Origin of the sequence: Flavobacterium sp. ALJ2 (genome assembly GCF_015594725.1) — a bacterium.
Classification (GTDB): Bacteria; Bacteroidota; Bacteroidia; order Flavobacteriales; family Flavobacteriaceae; genus Flavobacterium.
Window position 1 is genome coordinate 1 of record NZ_JADNRC010000001.1, and the last position, 16,759, is coordinate 16,759.

Here is a 16,759-nt window from a genome sequence, read left to right on the forward strand (position 1 = left end):
CCTAAAAACAATTACCTCATCAACTAATTTTTTTGTCCTGAATAATCTATTGCACTACTATATACATAATCTTTTGCTTTATAAACTAATCCTTCTTCTGCAGGATCGTTGTGTACATAATCTATCTTTTGTTGGATGACTTTATTACTCCAAAGTTCAATTGGTTTGTTGTCGTGTCGCCAGAATTGATAATGCTTTACATTAGAACTTTTTTCCGCTTCTTTTTTAAAGAAATCCACTAGGAATTCTTTTCTACTCTCTCTTGGGTTTTCTTGTATGTTTTTTACAATAGATTGACTTGTAAACCTCTTTAGATGTCCTATCAATAATTCAGGATTTTGACCTTTTATACTTCTAAAGACTAGATGTATATGATTACTCATAATACACCATGCATGAATTTCTAAACCTTTGTTTTTTTGACAATATTCTAAACTTTCTAAAAATAGATCTTTATACTCATTCCTAGTAAATACATCTAACCAACCTACAACAGCAAAGCTTATAAAATACAAACCTTCAGGATTATGAAATTTATAATTTCTACTCATTTTTAAAGTATTATGCGTTTATAATAAATCATAGAATGTTTAACTTTAATCAGCATACCACACGAAAGGATTCGTGCGGTAGCGGGGAGTATAATTTCTTTAAAATATGTATTTAAGTTTTTGATGTAGAATTTTTTATTAATTCATCTAAATTTCAAAATCCTAAATCTTTATTTATTTAATTGCTAAAATCAATGGCTCCATGGGTTTTTCGTCAATTTATTATTTAGAGGAGGTTGGTAAAGTATTTCTTTTCCACTTGGTGGTATCCATTTCAAATTTTCTTCATCTAGTATTAACACATCATCAGAGCCAAATAAAATTTTTTCAAATGCCTGTATTGCATTATTAGAAATCCAGAAAAAATCAGGAATAAAAGTATGTAAATAGAATCTACCATCCTCATCAATCATTAAGCTATTGCCTTCTTTCAATTTTGCGATAAAATAAATTTGCCTTCCAATTAATACGGAATAATAATATTCATCATTTTTATTAGCTATGTCTATATCTTTAGAGGGATGAAAAGTATTTTGTTCATAATATTCTGAAGCTATTGAATTATTAAAAAAATCTATTCCAATAATGTTTATTTCTTCAAAGACATCTTTAGTTATTTTTAGTCCTCCAAAATTAGAAATAAAATCATTTACTGGTTGAGGTAACAATTCATATAAAGGAATATTTCTTATTTGAGATGATATATCTCGCGTTTCTTTCCAGCCCACTTTTTTTAAGATATCTATTATTTCATTTTGTTTACTAGGTAAATTCATTTATTCAATTTTGATATTAATACTTACTTTTATTTCATCAACTCCAAAATAGCCTAAAAAAGGATTGCAACTATCACAAGCTAATTTAACGTCACCAATTTCAGCAGTAATTATTTTATTTGCATTTTCTGCGGTAAACTTTGTAGTTGTTTTCAAATGCAATAGATTTGGTTCCTTTTAAAGCATCTCTTGCATCATCAATAGCTGTTATTTTAATATTAGTTTCCTGTTCATATTCATACAACCATTTTGATACTGCTTCTGGTTCTGCACATTTACCATGAGTGAATCTTATTGTTAATTCTTCTGCATTAACATTAGGATTTTTAAACCAATCTTTTACTAATGGATGAAGGTCTTCTGGTAAATCACCTAACCCTAAATGGTTTTTATTACTTACTGCGGAGGTAAACTTAGAATCTCTGACTAAAATACTTCCTGCACCAGATTGTTTACTTTTTGACATTACTGCTACTTTATCAATTATTTTATTACCTTCAGTGTAGATTATAGAATTTTCGGTAGTAGTTAATCCTGATATGTATTTAATTTTAGCTTCGCCAAGTAATTTTATTCCTGTTTCTTGAGTATTCCTTAAACTTTTCCACTTCAAATACCCTCCAGCCTTATTAATTCCATCAATATTTTTTGCAATCAGACTAAGTTCTTCTACATTTTTGGTTAGACCAGTTTTTTTATTATATAATAACTTCCAAGAATCAAATGCTTTTTGCGGGTCATTTTCTACAAAATCTACGAGTTCCTTAGATGTATATATATCATCCTTGAAAAACTTCATTACAGTTTCATATTGTGCATTTACACTTAAAAATGCAAACAATATAATCCATAAAGTTAAATATAATTTTATCTTATTTTTCATTGTTTTTTATTTTTGCAATTATCGCATCTGTTAGAAGAGGATTTTCCCATATCCCAAATATATAAGAGATATCTCCTCCTAGTTGATCTTCTCCTGCTGAGCAGGGTTTATAATAAATCATAGAATGTTTAACTTTAATCAGCATACCACACGAAAGGATTCGTGCGGTAGCGGGGGTAATGAGCATCTGCGGATATAGCTATGTGTTTTTAGATGAAATTTGGACTATTTAATACGTGTGTTTGGTATAAAAAGTAGTTTTTTCGATTTAAACAACTAAATCTTGATGATTTTTATAATACAAATAACTATACTATCTTTGTTTAAACATAGTTTTATAGGTATGAATATAAGTAAGAACGATATTTTTTTTCAAAACTTATTTTTTATATCCCTCTATACCATGATTAATAATTTGAAACTTAAAGTAATTTAGTAGATGAAAATAGATATAGCCACTTGGGATGATCCTGAAGATTTACAAAATTTAATAGATGCTTATAATAAAAGTAATAACCTTGATATTAAGATTGTTGCTTTTGAGAATCGTGACGGAACTTTTTTTGCTACTATAGAGTGTGATAAATTAAGCAAAGAGGATGCCTTCTACCTTGGAAAAAACTATGGTATTATGGTAGAAGACTTCAGAGCAAAAGGTATGTTATAACTCTTTGAACTTACTTTTGCCAATAAACCATAATGCTCCATAATAGTAGCCTATGAGGAATGTATTATTAACTGACACTCCTTCCAAGTTCAGAATAAATAAATTGTTACTCGCATCAAAATGAGTAGCAAATTCAACTCTATGGATTCGTTTGAATTTTTCCGTAGACTCTATCAATGTAGGAACATTTTCAAGAGTGCAATCTATTTCCAAAATATTATTTTGCTCCATTTACTATAATGATTTTAACGTTTGGTATCATATTGCTAAACTGATGAATCACTCCTGAACAAGATGCACAATAAGGTAATTCTGAAACTACTCTGATTGTCCCAGTGTACTGCGTATAAACTTTACCATTTTCTAAGTTAAATTTCTCTGCTACATTTGTCAACATTTGAAATTCTGAGTCTCCAGTGCGCAAATAAGCTCCTTCTATATCGCTTGGTTTGATTTTGACTATTGACGTATTTAGCATTAAAAATTTCTGGGGTATTAGCTGGAGCAACTCTTCACCAGAAGTTGCATGTACCTTCCCCATTTGTTGTATAAGCTTCCATTTTAAATACCCTCCAGCCTTATTAATTTCATCAAAATTTTTGGAAACAAGGTTGAGATCTTCTACATTTTTTGTTAGACCAGTTTTTTCGTTATATAATAACCTCCAAGAATCAAATGCTTTTTGCGGGTCATTTTCTACAAAAGCTACGAGTTCCTTAGATGTATATATCATCCTTGAAAAACTTCATTACAGTTTCACATTGTGCATTTACACTTAAAAATGTAAACAATATGATCCATAAAGTTAAATATAATTTTATCTTGTTTTTCATTATTTTTTATTTTTGCAATTATCCCATCTGTTAGAAGAGGATTTTCCCATATCCCAAATATATAAGTGACATCTTCTCCTAGTTGATCTTCTCCTGCTGAGCGGGGTTTATAATAAATCATAGAATGTTTAACTTTAATCAGCATACCATATACACACGAAAGGATTCGTGCGGTAGCGGGGAGAATATAATTAATATAAAAAATATTAGTTTGTCCATGATATCTTAGATTTAAATTTAATTGTTAATAATAACGAAATGATATATATAAGAAAATAAAATATAACTCTTTTATTATTTTCTACTTCTTCTGAAACATCAATTTTTTTTTGATTTTCATATGCATATTTAACAGTATTTTTATTTAGATACCATACATTTAATGAGTCCATATGGTTAGACATATATTCATTTATATCAGGATTTAGATTTTTATGGCTAAAAAGAATTCCTTTTGCGTCTTGAATTCCCATTGTGCATTCGTTATTAAAATAATAATAATATGTTGTTGTTGATGATGAACTTTTTGCACTTCTAGTATATGATACTTCTGAAGAATCTATTTTAACTTTAATCTTTTTAAATTGATTTTGAAGTTTAATAATTTTATAATTATTTGAAAACTCAAATATAAACATGAACATCATGAACGTCGAGACAGATATTAAAGAAATTATTATTAACGCTATTATAGTTGGATTAGAACTGTTTTTCGATTTCATAAAGAGTTACTTTATTTGTTATGTCATAATTATAATTTTTTTTATCCCATTCATAATTGCTAGCAGAAATGATTGACATTAATGTTTGTTCTGGAAATTCATTTTTACAATTTTCATAAGAACTACTTTCAATTCCGATAAGGAAATTATCAGGATATGTAGTATATATCATTGAATCATTATTGATTGGTAAACCAAAAGAAGTTATGCTTTTTGAATATTTAGTTTGACTAAATGCTTTTATAGATAATATCAATACAATAATTATTGTAATTTTTTTCATTTTAAATTTATTTTTTTAAGAGTTTAGGTATATATATGTAACAGAGAATTATAATTATTACACAAATTGGACTTGCATAATCTATGAATCCATAATAATTTCTAACTTGTTTTCCATTACGTTTAATCATTCGTATAGAATTTGAATTACCATCGTGAAGTTTTCTAAATATAACAGTATCTCCAACCGAGAAACCATATACATCTGTATCATTATCTCCGCTATCTTGATACTTAATGCCTTTATTATCTGTAATTGAATAAATAAAAGTAGTAGCTGAATTATGATTTCCTGAAAAGTAATTAATATCGTAGATAACGCCTTTAGCAAGATTGTTTTCGGTAGTATAGAGGATATTAATAACAATTCGTTTTATTAATAATAAGAATATTATTAATACGAAACCATGAAACATTATTTTCACTTTCATAATTTTTTACTTTAATAAATCATTAATATTTATAGTACCTACATTTTTCTTCATAGAAGTATATAGTATAAAAAGTTCATAGCTAAAATCGCGAGTAACAAATATGCTAACGTCTTTAGATACTGATATTTTACCTATGCAATCATCAGAATAAAAAACAATCCCTACTATAGAATTATTCCCTTCAAATGGATATTCAAACCTCACACCTGCTTTAAGTGAAATATCGACTTTCACACCAATAAGAGAAGCTACTAAGGATGGTGTGATATATCCGCCTCCAGTAACCATACTGTTTTTATAATTCACTTAATTTGTTTCTATTTGCTTTCTTTAACAATACTGATTGAACCTTCTAAACCGGCGGAAACTTCAAATTTAGCACTTACAATATCTATTTCATACGAAGTAAATGGGATTGGTGCTTTTAATTCTTCCCCCCGCTACCGCACGAATCCTTTCGTGTGGTGGTTCTATTTAAATATAAAAATTCCTAAAAACAATTACTTCATCAACTAATCCTTTTTGCCCTGAATAATCTATTGCACTACTATATACATAATCTATCTTTTGTTGGATGACTTTATTACTCCAAAGTTCAATTGGTTTGTTGTCGTGTCGCCAAAATTGATAATGCTTTACATTAGAACTTTTTTCCGCTTCTTTTTTAAAGAAATCCATTAGGAATTCTTCTCTACTTTCTCTTGGGTTTTCTGGTATGCTTTTTACAATAGATTGACTTGTAAACCTCTTTAGATCGCCTATCAATAATTCAGGATTTTGACCTTTTATACTTCTAAAGACTAGATGTATATGATTACTCATAATACACCATGCATGAATTTCTAAACCTTTGTTTTTTTGACAATATTCTAAACTTTCCAAAAATTGATCTTTATACTCATTCCTAGTAAATACATCTATCCAACCTACAACAGCAAAGCTTATAAAATACAAACGTTCAGGATTATGAAATTTATAATTTCTACTCATTTTTAAAGTATTATGCGTTTATAATAAATCATAGAATGTTTAACTTTAATCAGCATACCATACGAAAGGATTCGTGTGGTAGCGGGGAGTTCATCAGATTATAATATAGTAATTTTTTTTATTAACTTATCTGAATTCCAAAATCCTGCATTTTTATTCAGAATGATCTTACCATTTGTTCTTTCTAAAATTAGAATATCTCCATTGAATAATAATAGTAGATCATCTTTTGTTTGATTAAGAATAAAAATTATAATATCTAGCATATTTATTCGAACATTTAAATAGTCATAATCTTTGTCTAATCTAAAAGAAATTAGACTAGAATAATGCCATTCTTTTTCTATACATTGATTTTCGTTACTTATGTAATCAAAGTATTTGTTTTCTATCACAAACAAGGAAATGATAAAGCCTAATGGTTTATATAAATCAAAAATTACTAATTTTTCTTCATGTTTTTTTTCATATATATATTCTTTAGAAATTAAGTATTTGCCAAGTTTTTGAGAAAAGATCTTTTTGCTTTTTATATTTAAATCATATTCTAATGCCATTTTATTTTAATGTTAGAAATATTATTTCATTATTTTTATCAAGGATCATAACTTCTTTTAATCCTTCAACAGGATAATTATCAAACTGTTTTTGTAAATCATCAATTTTGCCTTCCCAATTTTTAAGATGTAGAAATATTCTTTCTGTTTGTTTCTTGATAATTACTTTTTGTGAAATTTCATCCCATATACCACTAACAGATTTATTAGGATTATAAGGTGAATAGCAATCAAAAATTTCACCTTCAATTTTGTAATCTGGATTCCTAGTTGTATTAGTTATTGTTGGATTCTGTTCTATATCATAGCCCCTCTTTGCCAAAATATCTGCTCCCTCATTTTCCCTAGTAAGAGAGGTTCTTGTTTCTATATCATCTAAATCAGAAATCTTAGTTTTTTTTCCTTTAGGGAAAGCTTTTAAATTAGGAGTTTTACTTGGTAAAGTTTTAGTAATATTGTTTTTTAGAAGTCCTTTCCATTTTAAATACCCTCCAGCCTTATTAATTTCATCAATATTTTTGGAAACAAGGTTGAGATCTTCTACATTTTTGGTTAGACCAGTTTTTTTATTATATAATAACTTCCAAGAATCAAATGCTTTTTGCGGGTCATTTTCTGCAAAAGCTACGAGTTCCTTAGATGTATATATATCATCCTTGAAAAACTTCATGACAGTTTCACATTGTGCATTTACACTTAAAAATGTAAACAATATGATCCATAAAGTTAAATATAATTTTATCTTGTTTTTCATTATTTTTTATTTTTGCAATTATCCCATCTGTTAGAAGAGGATTTTCCCATATCCCAAATATATAAGTAACATCTTCTCCTAGTTGATCTTCTCCTGCTGAGCGGGGTTTATAATAAATCATAGAATGTTTAACTTTAATCAGCATACCACATACACACGAAAGGATTCGTGCGGTAGCGGGGAAAATTATTCGTTAAGTTTTTTCAACATTTTTATTTCTGCAGTTGCTTTCAAATTATTATTGAATTCAAGATAATCTTCAGGTAAATTTATTTCAAAAAGCTTATCAATCATAAATAAACTCTTTCTAAACTCTATGACAAAGGAATAATTAGTTGTATTAGTTTTTGGATTGTACCACAAATAAATTCCTGTTCTATCATTTTGAGCATAATTATATAGAAGTATGTCCTCACCCTCTACATTAAGATAATAATTATAGAATATATCTGAAGAGTCTTCAATATCTCCGAAAGAAGAACTGTCTATTTCGAAGTTATTTTTAATTACTGTTTCCTTCCAGACTGAAAAATCATTAATGTTTCTATAAAATTGCAAATTTGTTTTTTTTAATCCTTCTGACCATATTAATCTAATTTCTTCAATTTCAAGAAAGTCGTATGAAGATATAAAAGCTTCGATTAATCTAAATACGGTTTCATAGTTCAATTGAGTATTAGGAAAACTTCCTTTTATCGTTTGAATAAAAAGTTCTCTATTATCAATTGTAGTAATTAATTCGATTGTCTCGTTGTGAAACGAAGTAAGCCAATCTTTAGGCACTTTTAAATTTTTCATTTGAGTTAAGGTTATAATCTTGATAAATCAAGTTTTAAATTAGTACCATCATTTAAGATTACGGTTATGCTTTTCAGAGTGCCATCATTTTTAATTGTGAAACCTCCTCTACCAATACCAGCATTAAATTGTTGTTCTACATACTCTCTTGTTGCTGCCTGTATACTGCCATCACCTTTAGTAAAATTACTAAATGGAATTTTCAAATAACCTTCTGTACCAATCCATTGAGAATTTTATCTTTTTTTATTTTTGAAGACATTTCATTTATTCTACGATAAAATTGTTGGAAATTACTTTCTAATTCTTTCATTGTGAATCCTGTACCATCTTCAAAGAAACCTTCTATCGCTTCTAAATTGTTTTTTGGGAAGATACATTTTTGATTTGTCAATGCAAATACTTCATCTGCCAAAGCAATTTCTTTAGCCTCTACACTGATACCTGGCAAAATATAAGCACCTCCCTTTGAATTAGGTGCTAGTACATACTTGTTAATATCATCACTAACATCTAATTTATTTAAATTAGACTTTGTTAACGTGCTGAAGGTTAGGTTTATTTCTGTTTTACTTAAACTTTTCCACTTCAAATACCCTCCAGCCTTATTAATTTCATCTAAGTTTTTTGAAACCAGATTGAGTTCATCTATACTTTTTGCTAGACCAGTTTTTTCATTATATAATAACTTCCAAGAATCAAATGCTTTTTGCGGGTCATTTTCTACAAAAGCTACGAGTTCCTTAGATGTATATATATCATCCTTGAAAAACTTCATGACAGTTTCACATTGTGCATTTACACTTAAAAATGTAAACAATATGATCCATAAAGTTAAATATAATTTTATCTTGTTTTTCATTATTTTTTATTTTTGCAATTATCCCATCTGTTAGAAGAGGATTTTCCCATATCCCAAATATATAAGTGACATCTTCTCCTAGTTGATCTTCTCCTGCTGAGCGGGGTTGATTTTCTAATTTACACCTATTGAATTCAATTATTAAGTATTCTTTTTTATCTACTTCAATCAAAATTATATTTGCTGATCTTTTGTATAGAGGGTTGCTTTTTATTATGCTAGTAAAATATCCCTCGCATTCAGGGCTTTCTTGGATGTCAAATTGGTATGTTTTTGAGAGGAAAAATAATTCTTCCTTATTAAAATATTCATTTGTTTGTACATAGGGATTTGCAATCAATCGTTTTATGTAAACGACCCTGTTTTCGGATGATATGATATCTCCATGTGAATTTATAAATCGTATCGAAGGTCGAATTAACTCTTGTTTAATTTGAGTTAATCCTTCTGCTATAACTTTTTCAGAAATCACCGTGTTTATCGGTTTGAATACAATAAAACCTTCAGCTACTTCTTTTTTTAATGAAGAGGATACAAAGCTTGGGATTTATTCGTGCGGTAATTGAAAATATAGCTTTTTTATTTTTAATTATCCTTAGTGTTGAAATAGTTTGGCATTATTAAGAGTCATTAGTTTTCTTTTCAAAAACTCCATAAATATAGATACTTTCTGGAGTCCTACTTTCTTCAATCGAATAAATAACAATTAATTCATCATTTTCAGAAATTTCTAATTGCCTTGAATTATGATTGTCAGTATAGGCATAATAAACATCATTTTCTTCTTTAATTTTTAAGTCATATTTTTCAGCTATGATCTCAAGTTCTTTCTTGCCAAAATATCTGAAAGTAGATAATGTTTTTACATTTTCTTTTATAATGTAAATTATTTTATTTTCTATCTCTATATACGAATTACTCCAAATAGAAAAATCTGATGAACTTAGCCAATCATAATATTGATTAGTTACTTTATGTATTTTTAAACCGTCGAAAAATGTATAATGAGCTGAAACTAGATATAAATCATTATTAAGATCTTCATTATTTATTAATGTACTCGCATCTTCAATTAGATAATTTCTCCAATCTCTTATAAACTCATAGATTTCTTGTGTTATAATCTCTGAAATACATTTCCAATCATTATAAGTATCAACTACTAATGAAATTTCCTTTTTACACTCAATGGAATAAATTTCATATCCAAAAGCGTAATGCTCCAACTCGCCCGATAGAACTTGTTCCAAGGAAATGACTATTTTATTTAAATAATCAAGTTTTATATTTTTAATTTCTGTAGAAAAATGCTCACCGTAATTTTCTTCATTTTCAATTAATATTATTGAAGTTGATTTATTAATATTATCTCTTTCGTCGAGATAATTATATTTTTCAAATTTATATTTCATCTTTTGGTTACTGTTGCTCCGAAGTCGGTAGACTTCAGAGAGCGGTTCTCGCACCTATGGAACAATTATTTCTTAGGGTTGTAGGTTTTTCCATTAGTCCCATCAGGCCAGACTCCAAATTTTGACCTGAATTCTTCTGGGGTATCTGGTTGACTCATATTGCCATAAAAATAATGAGGGTCTTCTTCTAACTTTTTAAGAAATGCTTGTTTTTTTTTTTCGTCATCAAGATTTTCCTCTTCGGTCATTTGTAATTTACGCTGTTCTGCGTCTAAAGTTTGTATTTCTATTCTTTTATCCATCACTTTACGAATATTTTCGTACGATAATAAGTCAAATATTACATGCCATTCCTTTGATTGAGGAATTTCATTTGCCATTTTCGCCAAAATGTTAATTGTTTTCTCATCGAGTATATCGGGAAGATCTTCAGGTTTAATATATCTTTTCATTGTTTATAGTTCGATTAAATCTAAATAGTATGCGCCTGATAACCACCAATTTTTATTTGTTCTCCTTGAGCATCTTTTATTGGAATAGGTTCTGCTAGTTGTTTGAATTTACCAGGATTCATTAAAACTTCGTATTGAACTTGTACTGCTTTGGGGAAATCAGAGTGTCTGTTATTACCTAAGTTTATCCCCCAATCAGATAAATCATCTATATAAACTCCATTTTTTGTCATAATTCGTTGAATTATAGCTATCTTTTCCCCTTCACCTACATGTTTAGCAGTTAATTCAATAAAACCTTCAGCTACTTCTTTTTTTAATGAAGAGGATACAAAGCTTGGGATTTATTCGTGCGGTAATTGATAATATAGCTTTTTTATTTTTAATTATCCTTAGTGTTGAAATGGTTTGGCATTATTAAGAGTCATTAGTTTTCTTTTCAAAAACTCCATAAATATAAATACTTTCTGGAGTCCTACTTCCTTCAATCGAATAAATAACAATTAATTCATCATTTTCAGAAATTTCTAATTGCCTTGAATTATGATTGTCAGTATAGGCATAATAAGCATCATTTTCTTCTTTAATTTTTAAGTCATATTTTTCAGCTATGATCTCAAGTTCTTTCTTGCCAAAATATCTGAAAGTAGATAATGTTTTTACATTTTCTTTTATAATGTAAATTATTTTATTTTCTATCTCTATATACGAATTACTCCAAATAGAAAAATCTGAGGAACTTAACCAATTGTTGTATTGATTGGTTATATTATGTGTTTTTAAACCGTCAAAAAAGATAAAAGAAGGGATTTTTATATTGTTGTTTTGCCAATTATTAAATTCCATATGATTATTTGTGAATAATAAAAAAAAAATGGTTTTCATTTTCTAAAAGATTATTATATATATTAATTAAGAAAATTATTTTATTATCGAAACCAGTATTGCAAAGTTTTAATTTTTCATCTTTAAATTGTTTTATTTCAAAAATTTCATTTTCTAAAAAGCGACCTTCATAATCAGGAGTATCTATTAAATTCAAATTTCTCTCTCTTAATAAATTATTTATTTCTTTTTCAACTTTGTTTATTTCTATAAAAAACGATGTAAGTTGTAATGAAGAATTATATGATATTTTTCCAATTATTGATTCCAGTAAGATAAATCTCTCGGATGATATTTTTCCAAATTCAATAAGTTTATTGTTTTTATTTAATATATAAAAAAACTTCATGTTTTATATTTTAGGATTAAAGTATATTATAACTTCATCGTTTTTAATTATTTTTACGTTTCCCTCACTACCGCACGAATCCTTTCGTGTGGTAGTTCTATTTAAATATAAAAATCCCTAAAAACAATAACCTCACCAACTAATTTTTTTTGCCCTGAATAATCTATTGCACTACTATATACGTAATCTTCTGCTTTATAAACTAATCCTTCTTCTACAGAATTGTTGTGTACATAATCTATTTTTTGTTGAATAACCTTATTGCTCAAAAGTTCAATTTTAAATAGGTAAGTGTTCATAATAAATCATAGAATGTTTAGCTTTAATCAGGATGCCACACGAAAGGATTCGTGCGGTAGCGGGGGGGGGGGTACTAAAGATAGCAATATTTCCTAATCACGGATCACGTTATATGGGTAAAGTATTTAGTGATGATTGGATGAATGAACAAGGATTCTTTGACATTGTCAATGAAGAAGAAGTTCAAAAATTGAATTTGTAAAGTAGATAAAACATTATTTATATATAGAAAAACTCCAGAGATATCTGGAGTTTTTTGTGTTTTAAGAATCCTTGTTTCGACACTGTCCAAAGAGTTTGTTATTTGTTCTTTAAAAGAGAATTTACCAAGTGATCTGCTTGTCGAGTTGTTTCTGGAAGTCTGTAATCAGGAGTTAATTTTAATACCCAATCGATAGCAGTTTCTAAAGAAATTTTATGACCAATTGAGACGTACATTGGATTTGTGTTATCCTGAGTTCGAAGTGTTTTACCAACTAGCACATTGTTATAAATTAACTCTTGTGTATCTCCTCTTTTTAATCCTAACATAGCTTTATCATAACTGCCAACCAATCTTTTTTTAGCACATCCGATTGTTGGTATATCTAATTCTATTCCTAGATGGGTTGCCATACCTATTCCTTTTGGATGAGCTATTCCTTGAGCATCACAAACAATCAAATCTGGTTTTATTGTAAGCTTTTTAAAGGCTTCTATTAGGGGAGGAATTTCTCTAAAGGAAAATAAACCGGGAATATAAGGAAAAGTAATTTCCATTTCATGGAAAGCCTGTTCAACTACTTCGTGAGTCTGTGCATTTAAAACTACTATGGCGCCAATCATTTTATCTGAGCCATCATTGTATGCAACATCTACTCCAGCAATATATTTAATTATTTCCGGTAATTGGTCTTGTTTAATTACTTTATCACGCAGATTATTTTGTAAATCGTAATATTGTTTAAATTTTTGTTCTTCGTTAAATAATTCGTTGTTCATTTTATATTATAATTCCATATTGGTTTTCCTCATCATCTAAGAAATCATATCTAATTCTTTCTGGCATAAGTTGTTCAGTCATATTTATTGCTTCTTGTACTATAAAAGGAACTCGAGTATTGATTGTCATTTTTAAAACCCAATCAACTGCTGTTTCTAAACTTATTTTGTGCCCAATAGATACATAAAGAGGATTGTTATTTTCTTGAGTCCTAAGTGCTTTACCTACTATTTTGTCATCAAATAATAGTTCTTGTGTATCTCCTTTTGAATTTCCTAAAGTTGCTTTGTCATAATAACCTACTAATCTTTTTTTAGGGCAGCCTATAGTAGGGATGTTTAGCTCAATTCCTAAATGAGTAGCTAACCCTACATTCTTAGGATGTTCAATACCGTGTCCATCACAAAAAATTAAATGGGGTTTTATATTTAGTTTTTCAAAAGCTTTCAATACTACAGGTACTTCATTATAAGCAAATAAATCAGGGATATGCAGTGTAATATCTTCTGACTCATAAAATGTCTGATCAACAATTTCTTGTGTTTCAATATTTATTACTACAATTGCTGAGACCATTTTCTGATCTATGTCGTTGTATGCTACACTAACACCTCCAATGTATTTTATAGAATCCGGAATATCATCTTGTTCAACAATCTTTTCAGCGAGTTCATTTTGAAGAACATATTTTTCCATGAAATCGTCAGGAACTGTATGTCCTAATGTTTCTTTCATGCTTTCCTGTACCAAATATCCATAAAGTGTTTTTCCTGCTCTTTCTCGGTTTAATTCCTTTGTAAGATTAAAAGGATTGTCCCAATAAGTATGGACGAATAAGTCTAAACGAGTAAAAACGTCTTTAGTATCTTCGTAGTTTTTTATTACATCAAAATTATCTTTTATTTTTTTATCATAATCTAAATCTTCACGAGTAAAACCATATCCTTCATGATGTAGTCTTTTGTTTGTATCATCTAGTATTTTATAATCCATTATTAGATCCAGTGTATCCAGATCGTAGACAGTATAAAGTTTATCTGGAAAAGTTTTGGAACTATTTTTATATATATGAAAAGTGTATCTACTTTGATTATAAATATAAATAATAATCGAGAAAAATTCTTCACTTATATTAAATACTACTCCATGTAATTTTCGGTTTACAAAAGTTTCTTTGATATATTCTTCTGGAGAGATAGTTTTTTTGATCCCTGTAAATGGTTCACCATTATATATACCATAATCTGAAGTAGATAAACTATCTACAAAAACTTGTTTGCTTTTATTAGGATAATATTTTTTTTTCATTCATTACTTATTTAAAATAAAATTAACACCTTCAGTTATATAGAAACAATTTGGACATGTAGCCATATGATTATAATTTAAATCATCTTTATTGCTTGAGCTAGCTTTTAATTTCTGTTTTACAATTATTTTTATGTTTAAGTTTTTAACATCATTTGCCAATTTAACATTCTTGCCTTTAATTATTTCATTTAAGATTAAAACTTCAGAGTGAATTCCAGGTCTATTTGCTGCTCTTAACTTAAATCCTTCTACAGATCCACCATAAAGTTTTTTATAAATATTACCTTTACCAGAATTTAAATCTGTACGAATAAAGTCTAAGTATTTCCCTCACCTGCTGGTGCGAGCATCTTGCTCTTGGACACATTATAAATTAGTAATATTTCTAAAAATTATAATTCAATCTGTTGATGATTGTCAGGCTTATAAATAAGCTCTTATTTTTTATTAGATTTTTTTCGTTCTCTTCATTTTTTTAATTTTAATCAATTTGTATTCAAGAGCAGATGCTCTTGCCAGCGGAGGATTTTTAATTACTAATTTAATTGATTAAAAATGGCATTTGGTGAAATAACAAACTGTTTGTAAACTTTTTTATATTTGCCAATAAAATAGATTCTACTAAAATAATGTAATCATTTTATCCTTCAATATAAACTATAATAAAATATTACAATGGAAGAAATAATATATGTATTTGGAAATGGAAATTTAAGTTTTGAAAGTTTCAAAGTCTATTACGAAAGGCCCATAATGCAATTATTGCTTAAAAATAAAAATTTTATTGTCTGTGATTTTAAAGGAGTTGACACATTAACAATGGAATTGCTTAAATGTATAACAGCTAACGTAACTGTTTTACATATAGGGGAAAAACCGCGTTACATCCCCGACAAGTATAAAACAGAAGTAAGTAAATGGCATATAATTGGAGGTTTTCAATCAGATAAAGAACGAGATAATGTCGCAATAAATATGTGTACTCATTTTCTTGCTTGTGATTTGAACACAAATAAAAAAAGAAAAAGTGGTACGCAAGCTAATATCGAAGACTGTTTAAACAAACATAAAATAAGTATTTTATTATTCTGAAACATCCCAAGTATTATTTTTGTAGTATTCTTCCAACCAACTAAAGTCACCTCCAATACAAGGTAGTAAATAGGTTTGTAATAGAATACAGATATTTTGCAATCCCTTCATTACTTTTCCTAGAGAAGCTTCTGGTTCAATATATTCATTAAATTTAATGTTTTTTTGAAAATCAGAATTTACTTCTTTAGTGATTGAAATAGTTCTTACTGCATCAAATATTGTCAAAGTATGTTGTTTATCAGAACGCCCTATTTCACTATTTAAAAAATATGCTAATATACTACTTTCATAACTTTCAGAAATTATCAGAGTACAATTGGGAAATTGTACTCTGATGTTTCCTGAAATGACCTCTTGTAATTCATATTCTGCAGGCCAATCATATTGATTCAAAACTTGTTTTAGAATATCTATTGAAAAAAACTGATTCATATAATATATTAGTTTATTATTATTTTACTGCTGTTCCATTATTAAGAATTTTATATCCTTTAGATTTAAAATATTCTATTTCCCTTCCAAAAATTGATTGAATTTGTTTTCCAGATGTATCTAAAACAAAGTTTCCACTTTCACCTGTCACATAGATAGCTATTGGATTATTAGGATTTGAGACAAATCTAAAATTATCTCCTCTTAAAATTGCTTCATCCAACCAAGGTTTATTAATAGTTTCCCAAAATTCATTTGAAATTTTAGTCCAATCATAAGTTTTTTCTCCCGTGATGCTAATTGTTGTATATTTCGCTTTAATTTGTCCCCATTCAGGTGCACGTAAAATATTATTTCCTCCAACATTAACCTTACCTGCTTCAGTAATTCCATTTAATTTACTATTACTTACACCTCTCTTCGCAACTGCAT

Annotated in this window: 30 protein-coding genes and 1 pseudogene; 3 read left to right on the forward strand and 28 right to left on the reverse strand. The window is 28.1% G+C overall.

The annotated features are described in order from the left end of the window. Positions 1–23: 23 nt before the first annotated feature. From IUY40_RS00005 to IUY40_RS00025, 5 genes are all read right to left on the reverse strand, one after another. Positions 24–551, reverse strand: coding sequence for a transposase (locus IUY40_RS00005; protein ID WP_195734852.1), 528 nt, complete (start codon positions 549–551; stop codon positions 24–26). Positions 552–742: 191 nt separating this feature from the next. Then, complete coding sequence (locus IUY40_RS00010; RefSeq protein WP_195734853.1) at positions 743–1,327, reverse strand: SUKH-3 domain-containing protein; 585 nt, start codon at positions 1,325–1,327, stop codon at positions 743–745. After that, entirely contained in the window at positions 1,328–1,483 is a 156-nt protein-coding gene (locus tag IUY40_RS00015; protein ID WP_195734854.1) for a hypothetical protein, read from the reverse strand. Then, the gene (locus IUY40_RS00020) at positions 1,443–2,210 is read right to left on the reverse strand and encodes a YwqJ-related putative deaminase (RefSeq protein WP_195734855.1); all 768 of its coding nucleotides are present in this window, start codon (positions 2,208–2,210) and stop codon (positions 1,443–1,445) included. Before IUY40_RS00020 ends, IUY40_RS00015 begins: the two co-directional genes overlap by 41 nt. Continuing rightward, positions 2,200–2,397 (reverse strand): hypothetical protein, encoded by a 198-nt coding sequence (locus tag IUY40_RS00025; protein WP_195734856.1) that lies wholly within the window; start codon positions 2,395–2,397, stop codon positions 2,200–2,202. Before IUY40_RS00025 ends, IUY40_RS00020 begins: the two co-directional genes overlap by 11 nt. Before the next feature lie 252 nt (positions 2,398–2,649). Between IUY40_RS00025 and IUY40_RS00030 the strand changes: the two genes are divergently transcribed. After that, positions 2,650–2,877, forward strand: a complete 228-nt coding sequence (locus tag IUY40_RS00030) for a hypothetical protein (protein WP_195734857.1) — start codon at positions 2,650–2,652, stop codon at positions 2,875–2,877. Here the strand turns inward: IUY40_RS00030 and IUY40_RS00035 are convergent. The 19 genes from IUY40_RS00035 to IUY40_RS00125 form a co-directional block, all read right to left on the reverse strand. Further along, entirely contained in the window at positions 2,872–3,090 is a 219-nt protein-coding gene (locus IUY40_RS00035) for a hypothetical protein (protein ID WP_195734858.1), read from the reverse strand. The two genes, IUY40_RS00030 and IUY40_RS00035, sit on opposite strands and share 6 nt — an antisense overlap. A 4-nt stretch (positions 3,091–3,094) precedes the next feature. Then, positions 3,095–3,610 carry a deaminase domain-containing protein gene (locus IUY40_RS19375; RefSeq protein ID WP_229335173.1) on the reverse strand — a complete coding sequence of 172 codons (516 nt, stop codon included), beginning with the start codon at positions 3,608–3,610 and terminating at the stop codon, positions 3,095–3,097. Positions 3,611–3,916: 306 nt separating this feature from the next. After that, positions 3,917–4,432, reverse strand: a complete 516-nt coding sequence (locus IUY40_RS00045) for a hypothetical protein (RefSeq protein WP_195734859.1) — start codon at positions 4,430–4,432, stop codon at positions 3,917–3,919. Beyond that, positions 4,410–4,715 carry a hypothetical protein gene (locus IUY40_RS00050; protein ID WP_195734860.1) on the reverse strand — a complete coding sequence of 102 codons (306 nt, stop codon included), beginning with the start codon at positions 4,713–4,715 and terminating at the stop codon, positions 4,410–4,412. The genes IUY40_RS00045 and IUY40_RS00050 overlap by 23 nt, the downstream gene beginning before the upstream one ends. A 7-nt stretch (positions 4,716–4,722) precedes the next feature. Next, positions 4,723–5,145: a hypothetical protein gene (locus tag IUY40_RS00055; protein ID WP_195734861.1), complete on the reverse strand. Its 423-nt coding sequence runs from the start codon at positions 5,143–5,145 to the stop codon at positions 4,723–4,725. A 6-nt stretch (positions 5,146–5,151) separates the two neighbouring features. Then, positions 5,152–5,436 carry a hypothetical protein gene (locus IUY40_RS00060; RefSeq protein WP_195734862.1) on the reverse strand — a complete coding sequence of 95 codons (285 nt, stop codon included), beginning with the start codon at positions 5,434–5,436 and terminating at the stop codon, positions 5,152–5,154. A gap of 186 nt (positions 5,437–5,622) precedes the next feature. Next, on the reverse strand, positions 5,623–6,138 hold the full coding sequence (locus tag IUY40_RS00065; RefSeq protein WP_195734863.1) for a transposase: 516 nt from the start codon (positions 6,136–6,138) through the stop codon (positions 5,623–5,625). A gap of 98 nt (positions 6,139–6,236) precedes the next feature. After that, positions 6,237–6,695, reverse strand: coding sequence for a SitI3 family protein (locus IUY40_RS00070; RefSeq protein ID WP_195734864.1), 459 nt, complete (start codon positions 6,693–6,695; stop codon positions 6,237–6,239). Between the two features lies 1 nt (position 6,696). Beyond that, positions 6,697–7,449, reverse strand: a complete 753-nt coding sequence (locus tag IUY40_RS00075; RefSeq protein WP_229335181.1) for a hypothetical protein — start codon at positions 7,447–7,449, stop codon at positions 6,697–6,699. A gap of 186 nt (positions 7,450–7,635) precedes the next feature. Then, a complete protein-coding gene (locus IUY40_RS00080; protein ID WP_195734865.1) occupies positions 7,636–8,247 on the reverse strand; it encodes a hypothetical protein in 612 nt (203 codons plus the stop codon). A gap of 11 nt (positions 8,248–8,258) precedes the next feature. Beyond that, the gene (locus IUY40_RS00085) at positions 8,259–8,453 is read right to left on the reverse strand and encodes a hypothetical protein (RefSeq protein ID WP_195734866.1); all 195 of its coding nucleotides are present in this window, start codon (positions 8,451–8,453) and stop codon (positions 8,259–8,261) included. Then, positions 8,450–9,109, reverse strand: a complete 660-nt coding sequence (locus IUY40_RS00090) for a hypothetical protein (protein WP_195734867.1) — start codon at positions 9,107–9,109, stop codon at positions 8,450–8,452. Before IUY40_RS00090 ends, IUY40_RS00085 begins: the two co-directional genes overlap by 4 nt. Further along, positions 9,033–9,581 (reverse strand): hypothetical protein, encoded by a 549-nt coding sequence (locus IUY40_RS00095; RefSeq protein ID WP_195734868.1) that lies wholly within the window; start codon positions 9,579–9,581, stop codon positions 9,033–9,035. Before IUY40_RS00095 ends, IUY40_RS00090 begins: the two co-directional genes overlap by 77 nt. Before the next feature lie 148 nt (positions 9,582–9,729). Beyond that, positions 9,730–10,521, reverse strand: a complete 792-nt coding sequence (locus IUY40_RS00100) for a hypothetical protein (RefSeq protein WP_195734869.1) — start codon at positions 10,519–10,521, stop codon at positions 9,730–9,732. 65 nt (positions 10,522–10,586) lie between these two features. Beyond that, positions 10,587–10,973: a hypothetical protein gene (locus tag IUY40_RS00105; protein WP_195734870.1), complete on the reverse strand. Its 387-nt coding sequence runs from the start codon at positions 10,971–10,973 to the stop codon at positions 10,587–10,589. A gap of 20 nt (positions 10,974–10,993) precedes the next feature. Beyond that, positions 10,994–11,206, reverse strand: a complete 213-nt coding sequence (locus IUY40_RS00110) for a hypothetical protein (protein WP_195734871.1) — start codon at positions 11,204–11,206, stop codon at positions 10,994–10,996. A 184-nt stretch (positions 11,207–11,390) separates the two neighbouring features. Continuing rightward, the gene (locus IUY40_RS00115; protein WP_195734872.1) at positions 11,391–11,819 is read right to left on the reverse strand and encodes a hypothetical protein; all 429 of its coding nucleotides are present in this window, start codon (positions 11,817–11,819) and stop codon (positions 11,391–11,393) included. 4 nt (positions 11,820–11,823) lie between these two features. After that, on the reverse strand, positions 11,824–12,207 hold the full coding sequence (locus IUY40_RS00120; protein ID WP_195734873.1) for a hypothetical protein: 384 nt from the start codon (positions 12,205–12,207) through the stop codon (positions 11,824–11,826). A 101-nt stretch (positions 12,208–12,308) separates the two neighbouring features. Continuing rightward, positions 12,309–12,506 (reverse strand): hypothetical protein, encoded by a 198-nt coding sequence (locus IUY40_RS00125; protein ID WP_195734874.1) that lies wholly within the window; start codon positions 12,504–12,506, stop codon positions 12,309–12,311. Positions 12,507–12,586: 80 nt separating this feature from the next. On the opposite strand from IUY40_RS00125, the pseudogene IUY40_RS00130 reads away from it, so the two are divergent. After that, positions 12,587–12,709 (forward strand): annotated as a pseudogene (locus IUY40_RS00130) (cystathionine beta-synthase); the annotation flags it as partial. A 98-nt stretch (positions 12,710–12,807) separates the two neighbouring features. Here the strand turns inward: IUY40_RS00130 and nfi are convergent. Both nfi and IUY40_RS00140 read right to left on the reverse strand, forming a co-directional pair. Then, positions 12,808–13,488 (reverse strand): deoxyribonuclease V, encoded by a 681-nt coding sequence (nfi, locus tag IUY40_RS00135; protein WP_195734875.1) that lies wholly within the window; start codon positions 13,486–13,488, stop codon positions 12,808–12,810. Between the two features lies 1 nt (position 13,489). Further along, positions 13,490–14,797 carry an endonuclease V gene (locus IUY40_RS00140; RefSeq protein ID WP_195734876.1) on the reverse strand — a complete coding sequence of 436 codons (1,308 nt, stop codon included), beginning with the start codon at positions 14,795–14,797 and terminating at the stop codon, positions 13,490–13,492. A 678-nt stretch (positions 14,798–15,475) separates the two neighbouring features. Between IUY40_RS00140 and IUY40_RS00145 the strand changes: the two genes are divergently transcribed. Further along, positions 15,476–15,892, forward strand: coding sequence for a hypothetical protein (locus IUY40_RS00145; protein ID WP_195734877.1), 417 nt, complete (start codon positions 15,476–15,478; stop codon positions 15,890–15,892). Here IUY40_RS00145 and IUY40_RS00150 read toward each other — a convergent pair. Continuing rightward, entirely contained in the window at positions 15,884–16,327 is a 444-nt protein-coding gene (locus IUY40_RS00150) for a hypothetical protein (protein WP_195734878.1), read from the reverse strand. The two genes, IUY40_RS00145 and IUY40_RS00150, sit on opposite strands and share 9 nt — an antisense overlap. A 19-nt stretch (positions 16,328–16,346) precedes the next feature. Then, entirely contained in the window at positions 16,347–16,550 is a 204-nt protein-coding gene (locus IUY40_RS00155) for a hypothetical protein (protein WP_195734879.1), read from the reverse strand. Positions 16,551–16,759 lie beyond the last annotated feature (209 nt).

What these genes read in the sequence shown, in the direction of transcription:
- IUY40_RS00005 (WP_195734852.1), bottom strand. Translation starts at nt 551, where the DNA reads ATGAGTAGAAATTATAAATTTCATAATCCTGAAGGTTTGTATTTTATA.
- IUY40_RS00010 (WP_195734853.1), bottom strand. Translation starts at nt 1,327, where the DNA reads ATGAATTTACCTAGTAAACAAAATGAAATAATAGATATCTTAAAAAAA.
- IUY40_RS00020 (WP_195734855.1), bottom strand. Translation starts at nt 2,210, where the DNA reads ATGAAAAATAAGATAAAATTATATTTAACTTTATGGATTATATTGTTT.
- IUY40_RS00025 (WP_195734856.1), bottom strand. Translation starts at nt 2,397, where the DNA reads ATGCTCATTACCCCCGCTACCGCACGAATCCTTTCGTGTGGTATGCTG.
- IUY40_RS00030 (WP_195734857.1), top strand. Translation starts at nt 2,650, where the DNA reads ATGAAAATAGATATAGCCACTTGGGATGATCCTGAAGATTTACAAAAT.
- IUY40_RS19375 (WP_229335173.1), bottom strand. Translation starts at nt 3,610, where the DNA reads ATGATATATACATCTAAGGAACTCGTAGCTTTTGTAGAAAATGACCCG.
- IUY40_RS00045 (WP_195734859.1), bottom strand. Translation starts at nt 4,432, where the DNA reads ATGAAATCGAAAAACAGTTCTAATCCAACTATAATAGCGTTAATAATA.
- IUY40_RS00050 (WP_195734860.1), bottom strand. Translation starts at nt 4,715, where the DNA reads ATGAAAAAAATTACAATAATTATTGTATTGATATTATCTATAAAAGCA.
- IUY40_RS00055 (WP_195734861.1), bottom strand. Translation starts at nt 5,145, where the DNA reads ATGAAAGTGAAAATAATGTTTCATGGTTTCGTATTAATAATATTCTTA.
- IUY40_RS00060 (WP_195734862.1), bottom strand. Translation starts at nt 5,436, where the DNA reads ATGGTTACTGGAGGCGGATATATCACACCATCCTTAGTAGCTTCTCTT.
- IUY40_RS00065 (WP_195734863.1), bottom strand. Translation starts at nt 6,138, where the DNA reads ATGAGTAGAAATTATAAATTTCATAATCCTGAACGTTTGTATTTTATA.
- IUY40_RS00070 (WP_195734864.1), bottom strand. Translation starts at nt 6,695, where the DNA reads ATGGCATTAGAATATGATTTAAATATAAAAAGCAAAAAGATCTTTTCT.
- IUY40_RS00075 (WP_229335181.1), bottom strand. Translation starts at nt 7,449, where the DNA reads ATGAAAAACAAGATAAAATTATATTTAACTTTATGGATCATATTGTTT.
- IUY40_RS00080 (WP_195734865.1), bottom strand. Translation starts at nt 8,247, where the DNA reads ATGAAAAATTTAAAAGTGCCTAAAGATTGGCTTACTTCGTTTCACAAC.
- IUY40_RS00090 (WP_195734867.1), bottom strand. Translation starts at nt 9,109, where the DNA reads ATGAAAAACAAGATAAAATTATATTTAACTTTATGGATCATATTGTTT.
- IUY40_RS00100 (WP_195734869.1), bottom strand. Translation starts at nt 10,521, where the DNA reads ATGAAATATAAATTTGAAAAATATAATTATCTCGACGAAAGAGATAAT.
- IUY40_RS00105 (WP_195734870.1), bottom strand. Translation starts at nt 10,973, where the DNA reads ATGAAAAGATATATTAAACCTGAAGATCTTCCCGATATACTCGATGAG.
- IUY40_RS00110 (WP_195734871.1), bottom strand. Translation starts at nt 11,206, where the DNA reads ATGACAAAAAATGGAGTTTATATAGATGATTTATCTGATTGGGGGATA.
- IUY40_RS00115 (WP_195734872.1), bottom strand. Translation starts at nt 11,819, where the DNA reads ATGGAATTTAATAATTGGCAAAACAACAATATAAAAATCCCTTCTTTT.
- IUY40_RS00120 (WP_195734873.1), bottom strand. Translation starts at nt 12,207, where the DNA reads ATGAAGTTTTTTTATATATTAAATAAAAACAATAAACTTATTGAATTT.
- IUY40_RS00125 (WP_195734874.1), bottom strand. Translation starts at nt 12,506, where the DNA reads ATGAACACTTACCTATTTAAAATTGAACTTTTGAGCAATAAGGTTATT.
- nfi (WP_195734875.1), bottom strand. Translation starts at nt 13,488, where the DNA reads ATGAACAACGAATTATTTAACGAAGAACAAAAATTTAAACAATATTAC.
- IUY40_RS00140 (WP_195734876.1), bottom strand. Translation starts at nt 14,797, where the DNA reads ATGAAAAAAAAATATTATCCTAATAAAAGCAAACAAGTTTTTGTAGAT.
- IUY40_RS00145 (WP_195734877.1), top strand. Translation starts at nt 15,476, where the DNA reads ATGGAAGAAATAATATATGTATTTGGAAATGGAAATTTAAGTTTTGAA.
- IUY40_RS00150 (WP_195734878.1), bottom strand. Translation starts at nt 16,327, where the DNA reads ATGAATCAGTTTTTTTCAATAGATATTCTAAAACAAGTTTTGAATCAA.